The sequence below is a fragment of the uncultured Agitococcus sp. genome (genome assembly GCF_937920075.1).
Taxonomy (GTDB): Bacteria; Pseudomonadota; Gammaproteobacteria; order Pseudomonadales; family Moraxellaceae; genus Agitococcus.
In genome coordinates this window covers 1-7,246 of the sequence record NZ_CALETI010000114.1, presented here as the reverse complement: position 1 = coordinate 7,246, position 7,246 = coordinate 1, and the positions used below count along the sequence as shown (strand labels likewise).

The window sequence follows — 7,246 nt, the reverse complement described above, 5'->3', positions numbered from 1 at the left end:
GTAAAATATCAATCCATTCTAAATAATATTCAGGCGGCACATCACCGACATTAGTTCGCACCCCTAAATCACGTAGCACCATATCAACGGTCGCATAATCATTCGCTAAGGACGAGCGAACTAAACGTTTCATGTCATTGACAATGGTTGGCGTTAAACGTTTAACACAGCCAAAATCATACATAATCAAACTGCCATCAGGTCTAAAGGCAAAGTTACCGGGATGAGAGTCACAATGTAGCGCATGAAGGTGATAAAGCTCCTCACACAAGGTATGAAATAAGCGTTCACCAATTTCATTACGCACATGATGCGGATAATGTTTCGCGGTATTTAAACTATCGCCCGCTTCATAACTTAACGTTAACACCCGCTTACTCGAAAAATCATCAAAAACAGAAGGAATAATCAGCTTATCATCATTGGCGTGGAAGGCTTTAAATTCACGTAAATTAGCGGCCTCTTGTAAATAGTCTAATTCGGCATGGAGAGAGGTTCTAATTTCATCAAAGAGTTTTTCTTGTACTTCTTTGCTCAGCTTAATCACCCCTGCTAATTTGAGTGCCATGCGTAGGTGTTTTAAATCAGACTCACAACACTCTTCTACACCCGGATATTGCACTTTAACGATGACATCTTCGCCTGTCGGCAATTTGGCTTTGTGTACTTGACCAATAGACGCCGCAGCAAATGGTGTTTCATCAAATTCGGCAAATTTTTCGTGTGGTTTTGCGCCCAGCTCATGCAAAATTTGTTGTTCAATCACGCTAAAAGGCATGGGCGGTGCTTCTTTTTGCAATTTAGTCATTGCAGCAGCAATTTCGGGCGGAAAGATGTCTTGATATTGTGAGGCAATTTGCCCGACCTTCATGACCGCACCTTTCATCTCCCCAAGGGTATTGGCAATTTGTTTGCCAATTTCATGATACATTTCACTACGGGCTTCGGCTTTTTGTTCGGGTGAGCCAACAAGGCTTTTGACCGAATTACTCATGACTTTCCCTGTAATACTTGCTGTCATGCCAGCTAAACGCATAAAACGTTTGGTGGGGGTTGTGGCATGTTTATTATTATCACTCATGCTAACGCATCCTAAACATATAAGGTATAAAGCTTATCCTAAAGTTATACTTGTTATTGTCAACCTGTCATTTGTCATCTTACTTACGATTTGTTGCTGTCATCATTTTGTCATATTTTAGTCATATAACTAATAGCAACTTAAATAACAAAAAAACAAGGCTAAAAGCGTGAGTCTTGAAGGAGAATAAAAATGATCTGGTTTCTTTTAATTGTCATGTTTATTGTGATTGTCAGTTATTTGAATTGGCAACAAAAAATAAAACGCATGGATGTGATTAAACGTTTAGTATTTGATGCCTCTATTCAACGTCGAGTTGCCGAAACTTATCCCCATTTAACGCCTACACAAGTAAAAGAAGTCTTAGAAGGCTTAAGAGATTATTTTTATTGTGTGTTAATGATACGTGGTAAAGGTATGTTGAGTATGCCTTCACAAGCAGTTGATGAAGCATGGCATGCCTTTATCTTATCAACCAAAGCCTATGAAAGTTTCTGTCAGCGAGCCTTTGGTAAGTTTTTACATCATCATCCTGCTGAAACGATGCAGACACGAACTCAAGCCACGATTGGCATTAAACGAACATGGAATTTGGCGTGTCGCCATGAGCAAATTAATCCTGCTTTGCCATCACGATTACCTAGATTATTTGCTTTAGATGCGATGTTAATGATTCCGAGTGGATTTGTTTATAGTTTAAATTGTATGGCGGCTAATAACCCAAGTGATAGCAGTTATTGTGCCAGTGATATTGGTGGCGGCTGTGGGGGAGGATGTAGCTGTAGTGGTGGTGATAGTAGCGATGGTGGAGGTTGCGGGGGTGGCTGTGGCGGAGGGGATTAGATCTAGTGCAAAACGCGTCCTTGCGTTTTAAAACCTTACCAAGTCAATGCACCACCAACCTGATACTCAGTCACTCGCGTTTCAAAGAAATTTTTCTCTTTACGCAAGTCCATAATCTCACTCATCCACGGGAATGGATTTTTAACACCAGCAAACTGCTCGGGTAAACCTAATTGGGTTAAACGGCGATTAGCAATAAACTGTAAATATTCTTCCATCATCGCCGCATTCATGCCCAATACGCCACGCGGCATCGTGTCACGCGCATATTCAATTTCTAATTGAGTGCCTTCTAAAATCATTTGAATGACTTCTTGTTGGAAAGCAGCCGTCCACAAATGTGGATTTTCAATTTTGATTTGGTTGATAACATCAATACCAAAGTTTAAGTGCATCGATTCATCACGCAAAATGTATTGGAATTGCTCAGCAACACCTGTCATTTTGTTGCGGCGACCCATACTTAAAATTTGGGTAAAACCACAATAGAAGAAAATGCCTTCGGTCACGCCATAAAAACCAATTAAATTGCGTAACAATTCTTGGTCGGCTTCGGCTGTACCTGTTTTAAAGTTTGGATTAGATAAAGCATGAGTATGGCTAATGCTCCATGCGGCTTTTTTGGCTACGGACGGCACTTCACGATACATATTAAACACTTCGCCTTCATCCATGCCCAACGATTGAATACAGTATTGGTAGGCGTGAGTGTGAATCGCTTCTTCAAAGGCTTGACGCAATAAATATTGGCGGCATTCTGGGTTGGTAATTAAACGGTAAACCGCTAAAACCAAGTTATTTGCCACTAAGCTATCCGCTGTCGAAAAATAACCCAAAGAACGCATGACGATTAAACGCTCGTCATCGGTTAAACCTTCGGGATTTTTCCACAAAGCGATGTCTTTGGTCATGTTAATTTCTTGTGGCATCCAGTGGTTTGCACAACCATCTAAATATTTTTGCCATGCCCAATCGTACTTAAACGGCACGAGTTGGTTAAGGTCGGCCTTGCAGTTAATCATGCGCTTATCGTCAACTTGGATACGCGCTGCGCCCATTTCTAAATCTTCTAGGCCAGCCGCCACATCTAAATTGGCAAGAGCTGCGTTTGCTCGGTCAAGGGCAGCTGTGGTTGTGATGGGCTGAGCTGGTGCCATTGCTGGCGACGGAGTAGTTGGCTTCTGCGAAACTGTTTGTGCAGGAGCTGCTGGCGTTGCAGGTGCTTTAGCCTTAGGCTTTTCTTCGGCATAAAAATCATCCCAATTTAACATGGTGGTTCTCTCTTAAAATAGCGTAACAAGTTTGGTGTAGCTGGCCAATGTTTCATCATGTGTAAGCAGTGGCAAAGATTCTGTGATGCTTTGAGCGATTAACATTCGGTCAAATGGGTCACGATGAATCAACGGCAACGTGAGCAAAGTTTGACCATGTTGTGGTGTAATTGTCAAAAAGTCCAAATTCATTTTTTTAGCAATCGTGAGCAGGTCGGCATAATCATAAGACGATTTACCAATGTTGATTTTAATGGCAATTTCCCACCACGAAGCCATACTTAGATACAATTGCTCCGCAGCCATGATGTGTTTTTCGGCGGCTTTGAGGCGCAAATCATCAGAAGCCATCCATAAAAACGTATGGGTATCTAACAAAAAAGCCTTAGACATTTTTATATTTGCCTTCAAACGCATCAATTAAGTCATCAGGCAGTGGTTCATCAAAACCATCCAATTGCATCTTGTTTTTGAGTAAACCTATTGGCCATTTACCAACCATACGACTTTCAACTGTTGGTGTAGACGTACTGTATTTAACAGGCAAAATTTGAGCAATAGGTTGACCATTCTTGGTTAGAGTAACGATTTCTCCATGCTCAATTTGGTCTATCAATAATGCAGATAATTCAATCGAGCTAGAGGGGGTAACAGGTAGAGTAATCATGTGATCCTCGCATACAACAGATAAGACTAAGATGGTATTAAAAACATCTTAGTCTTTATAACGGCTTACTGACAAGCTTCACAATCAGGATTATCAATACTACAAGCTAATGGTACGGGTGCAGCTTCTACAAAAGCAGACTCTTCATGTACGACTTGTACTTGTGCTTTAACTGCATTTAATGCGCCATCACTAATGGTCGATTTTTCGGCAGCCGTTGCACCAATCGCACGCAGGTAATAAGTGGTTTTTAAGCCACGATACCAAGCCATACGATAAGTCACATCCAACTTTTTGCCCGATGCGTGGCTAATGTACAAGTTTAAGGATTGGGCTTGGTCAATCCATTTTTGACGACGGCTCGCCGATTCCACCATCCAACGTGGTTCAACTTCAAAGGCTGTGGCAAATAAGGCTTTTAAGTCTTCTGGAATACGCTCAATATTTTGTACCGAACCATCATAGTATTTTAAGTCATTAACCATGACAGGGTCCCACAAACCGCGCTCTTTTAAGGCATTGACCAAATAAGGGTTAACCACCGTAAATTCGCCCGATAAGTTCGACTTAACATACAAGTTTTGATAAGTTGGCTCAATAGATTGTGCCACACCACAAATATTAGAAATGGTGGCGGTAGGTGCAATCGCCATCACGTTGGAGTTACGCATACCTTGAGTTTGTACTTTGGTGCGTAAACTTGCCCAATCTAAAGTTTGACTGGTATCCACTTGAATATAACGTTCGCCACGCGCTTCAATGACTTTGCTTAACGAGTCGATAGGTAATATGCCTTGACTCCATAAAGAACCGTCAAAGGTACTATAGCTACCACGCTCTTTGGCTAATTCCGAAGAAGCGGCAATGGCAAAATAACTAATCACTTCCATCGACTTATCAGCAAAGGCAACTGCCGCATCAGAAGAATAGGGCGTATTTAAGATATACAAGGCATCTTGAAAGCCCATAATGCCTAAACCGACAGGACGATGACGCAAGTTAGAATTTTTGGCTTGTGGTACGGCATAGTAGTTAATGTCGATAACGTTATCGAGCATACGCACGGCGGTTTTAACGGTGCGTTCTAGTTTGGCCACATCTAAACCATTGGCGGTAACATGGTTAACAAGGTTAATAGAACCTAAATTACACACGGCAATTTCGTCTTGACTGGTATTGAGCGTAATCTCGGTATTTTTAGTAATTAAGCCATTGACTGTCCAAGCATGGGTATCAGAATCGACCATTAGGCAATACGCATCTTCATGAGGTAATTCAATAAGCCCTGTAAAAGTAGCGTATAGTTTTTGTTGATAACCTTGCTTGGATAAATTAGCTAAATACTGTTTAGCCGCTTCTGAAGATTTACTTGCAGCAAATTGAGTGACTTCTTCGGCTATTTTGCAACCTTGAATAGACGTTATCAATAAACGATATAAGGGTTTAGACCAGTATTCTTTTTGACCTCCCTTACCATCAGGCATAGATTTTAGCTCATGGTCACGCATTTGGTTAATAGAACTTTTTACACCAAAGTTAGCCCAAAGAATTTGTAGCTCTTTGATAAACTTTAAACTTGTTGAGGCAAGAGCTAAGGTAGTGACTTCGTGACTACTGACAATATTGCCGTCTGCTTGATATAAGCCGCGCAAGTAGGCAGATACTGTCTCACGATTACCTTTCCATACCAAGTCTGGTACTTCTAATTTGTTGTCTGCGCTAAAACCGTACTCTTTAAGTAAACGAAATAAAGGAGCAGAGCTTAGGCGTGCGCGGTGTAATTCGTTATTAATCGCAAATATGGGGGTATTGGTTGATGTGGTGCGTAAAACAGTATTCCCTTCCAATAAATAATGAACAGTTTGCTCAATAGGTTGTAAATGTTGGAAATCATTTTGCCAAACATCGACATAAACTTTACCGTTTTGACGATCAAATGTCCCATCACCTGCAATCAAGCCCATTAAGTAACTTAATTCGGGATGATTTTGCTCTCCCCATAAGCCTTCCAATTGTTGAATAAGTAGCTTGTCATTAGGTTGTAAATGTTGTGCTTCAATCCAGCCTGTGTCTTTGACCCAAACTTTATGGTCGGGTGTTACCTTATGGGTATAACCTTCACTGGTTTGTATTTCAACCATAGGGGCATTAGGACGGGGCAATAGCATTTCAGAGGCATGATAAATACCGTCTAAACCAACGACTTTATTGTTACCACCTAACTTATAAAGTTCACCAATCGTCAACATCCCTCTGTCAGTGACAACACGTTGGTCAGCAGCAATACAGCATAAATTAGATGAATGTACTACCCCCACGTGTTGTTGTGGTGAACGTAAGTTACACACGTCTTTGAAAGTAATCCACGGATGACCAGTTTCAAACAACATGGATAACATTTTGCGCCATAAATCGGCTGCTTTAATTTTCTTAAATAAGCGCATTTGACCGTTTGCAGCCATTTGCTCATATTCGTTATAACGTTGTGTAAACGCTTGGCCATACAAATCGTGTAAATCGGGTACATCAGAAGGAGAGAATAATGTCCAATCACCATCATCAAATACACGTTGCATAAACAAGTCAGGTACCCAGTTAGCGGTATTCATGTCGTGGGTACGGCGGCGGTCATCACCAGTGTTTTTACGCAATTCTAAAAATTCTTCAATGTCTAAATGCCATGTTTCGAGGTAAGCACAGACAGCTCCCTTACGTTTGCCGCCATTCGATACAGCACCAACGACAGTATTATAACTGTGGTCTCCTTCTACTTTTAAATCAAAAACAAAAGGAACAGGTGTGATAGGTTTGATGTCTTGAATACGAGTAAACAAAGAACCTTTTGATTCAAACCAAAATTGCTTTTTAGCAACCCGATAATTGAAATACTCTGCAAAGTCGGGAACAGAAGGTATTCTCAAATCATATGATTTAGTTAAACCCGAAAACTTAATTTTACTGCCATCTGCACGAGTCCCTTCATGTTGATTATCACGCTCACGATATGAGGCGGATGACGGAATACCTAGACGTAATAATAAATAGCGCATTCCCTCTATGAGAGCATGGGAAGTATTAGAGAAGTTTAATAATAAGCCACCAGACACACTACCATCGGATTCTAATAATCCTCTAACTAATGCTTTGGTTTGTGATTTAGGTAAATGTAAGAAGCGAGGTGCAATATATTTTTCGTTATTAGAATTATAAAAATCCTCTTTTGTAAAAGGCAATGGTTGATTATTACCACCAACAAATTGACCTGTTGTTGCACAACGCAAAAGCCCTTTGCCTAGAGACCATTTAATTTGTTGATATGTTTCATCTCGTTTAGAAATCCAATAATGAATACTATGTTTTTGTAAGTATTCCTCAATAAATATC

General features: G+C 40.6%; 6 protein-coding genes. 1 reads left to right on the top strand and 5 read right to left on the bottom strand.

What is annotated here, in order from left to right:
- Positions 1-1,081: AarF/ABC1/UbiB kinase family protein (locus Q0212_RS04240; RefSeq protein ID WP_297922697.1), on the bottom strand; the 1,081-nt coding region annotated here is incomplete at its 3' end.
- 192 nt (positions 1,082-1,273) lie between these two features.
- Here Q0212_RS04240 and Q0212_RS04235 point away from each other — a divergent pair.
- A complete protein-coding gene (locus Q0212_RS04235) occupies positions 1,274-1,924 on the top strand; it encodes a hypothetical protein (protein WP_297922694.1) in 651 nt (216 codons plus the stop codon).
- A gap of 35 nt (positions 1,925-1,959) precedes the next feature.
- Here the strand turns inward: Q0212_RS04235 and Q0212_RS04230 are convergent, their stop codons facing one another.
- From Q0212_RS04230 to Q0212_RS04215, 4 genes are all read right to left on the bottom strand, one after another.
- On the bottom strand, positions 1,960-3,195 hold the full coding sequence (locus tag Q0212_RS04230) for a ribonucleotide-diphosphate reductase subunit beta (RefSeq protein WP_297922692.1): 1,236 nt from the start codon (positions 3,193-3,195) through the stop codon (positions 1,960-1,962).
- 12 nt (positions 3,196-3,207) lie between these two features.
- Positions 3,208-3,588: a type II toxin-antitoxin system VapC family toxin gene (locus tag Q0212_RS04225; RefSeq protein WP_297922689.1), complete on the bottom strand. Its 381-nt coding sequence runs from the start codon at positions 3,586-3,588 to the stop codon at positions 3,208-3,210.
- Positions 3,581-3,862 carry a hypothetical protein gene (locus Q0212_RS04220; protein ID WP_297922686.1) on the bottom strand — a complete coding sequence of 94 codons (282 nt, stop codon included), beginning with the start codon at positions 3,860-3,862 and terminating at the stop codon, positions 3,581-3,583. The genes Q0212_RS04225 and Q0212_RS04220 overlap by 8 nt, the downstream gene beginning before the upstream one ends.
- A gap of 65 nt (positions 3,863-3,927) precedes the next feature.
- A partial coding sequence (locus Q0212_RS04215; protein WP_297922683.1) for a ribonucleoside-diphosphate reductase subunit alpha occupies positions 3,928-7,246 on the bottom strand: 3,319 nt, incomplete at its 5' end.